The organism is Oleiphilus sp. HI0043 (assembly GCF_001634935.1).
This window is the reverse complement of the sequence record NZ_LWEY01000392.1, coordinates 1-1,239: the sequence shown is the minus strand read 5'-3', so window position 1 is coordinate 1,239 and position 1,239 is coordinate 1. Positions and strand designations below refer to the sequence as shown.

The window sequence follows — 1,239 nt, the reverse complement described above, 5'->3', positions numbered from 1 at the left end:
AGAAGTTAAAGCCATACTGTGTACACTTCCTTCAGCACCAAAACTAAACCTAAACTCTTTAGACCAAATACTTAGCTATTGGGCACCTGTCTCTCCTAACACAGCATTTGAGAATGTCTACGAGGTTAAACCAGGAGAGCAGGTTGTTTTTGAGAAAGGAAACTTAACGCGACGCCAATACTGGGATTATCCATTTTCATCTGGAACCGCCCCACACATAGTAGATGAAAAGATTGCAGCGCAGAAGGTATCTGAACTTCTAGAAGAAGCCGTTCGCATTCGTTTAAGGGCTGACGTCCCCGTTGGAGCCTATCTTTCGGGCGGCTTAGATTCATCGATCCTGGTTTCACTCATCAAACACCTGGATCACGGAGACCTCAGCACCTTTTCACTCACTTTCGAAGATGCTGACCTGGATGAAAGCAAGCACCAAAAAACCATGGTCGAACACTTAAACACCAGTCACTTTTCAACACAGTGCAAGTACAGCAATATTGCGGATGACTTCTTGGACTGCATAAAGCACACTGAAAGCCCTATTGTACGTACAGCGCCCATCCCTATGGGTCGCTTATCAGCCCTGGCTCGACAGCAAAACTACAAGGTAGTACTAACAGGAGAAGGAGCGGACGAAATATTCGGTGGTTATGACCTTTTTAAAGAAGCCAAACTTAGAGAGTTCTGGTCACGCCAGCCTGACTCATCCTGGCGCCCTTTATTAATCAAGCGCTTATATCCTTATTTAGATATGTCTCGTGACCGAGCCGGCTCCTTCTTGAAAGCTTTTTTTGGTGGAGGTGTAGACCAACCGAACCATCCTCTTTTCTCACATTTGCCAAGGATCGCATCAACTTCAAAAGCAAAAATTTTCTATAGTGACGCCTTATCATCAGAATTAAATGTTAATGCAGAGGAGAGACTTATCGCCTCATTACCAGATCGGTTTGATTCATGGAAGCCGTTCAATAAATCCTTATACCTTGAGAGTAAAACCTTGATGGCAGGTTACTTGCTCAACTCTCAAGGGGATAGAATGTTAATGAAAAACTCAGTTGAAGGTCGCTTCCCCTTTCTTGATCACAATGTGATTGAGTTCGCCAGCCAATTGCACCCAAAACTCAAGATGAAAGCGTTCAACGAAAAGTACATTCTAAAAAAAGCGATGCAAAATCGTTTGCCAAATACTATTGTCCAGCGTTATAAACAGCCTTATAGAGCACCTAACATACCATCCTTTTT

At 43.4% G+C, this 1,239-nt stretch carries 1 protein-coding gene; it reads left to right on the top strand.

The window, feature by feature from the left end; translation table 11 throughout:
* A partial coding sequence (locus A3729_RS05230) for an asparagine synthetase B (protein WP_197475584.1) occupies positions 1 to 1,239 on the top strand: 1,239 nt, incomplete at both ends.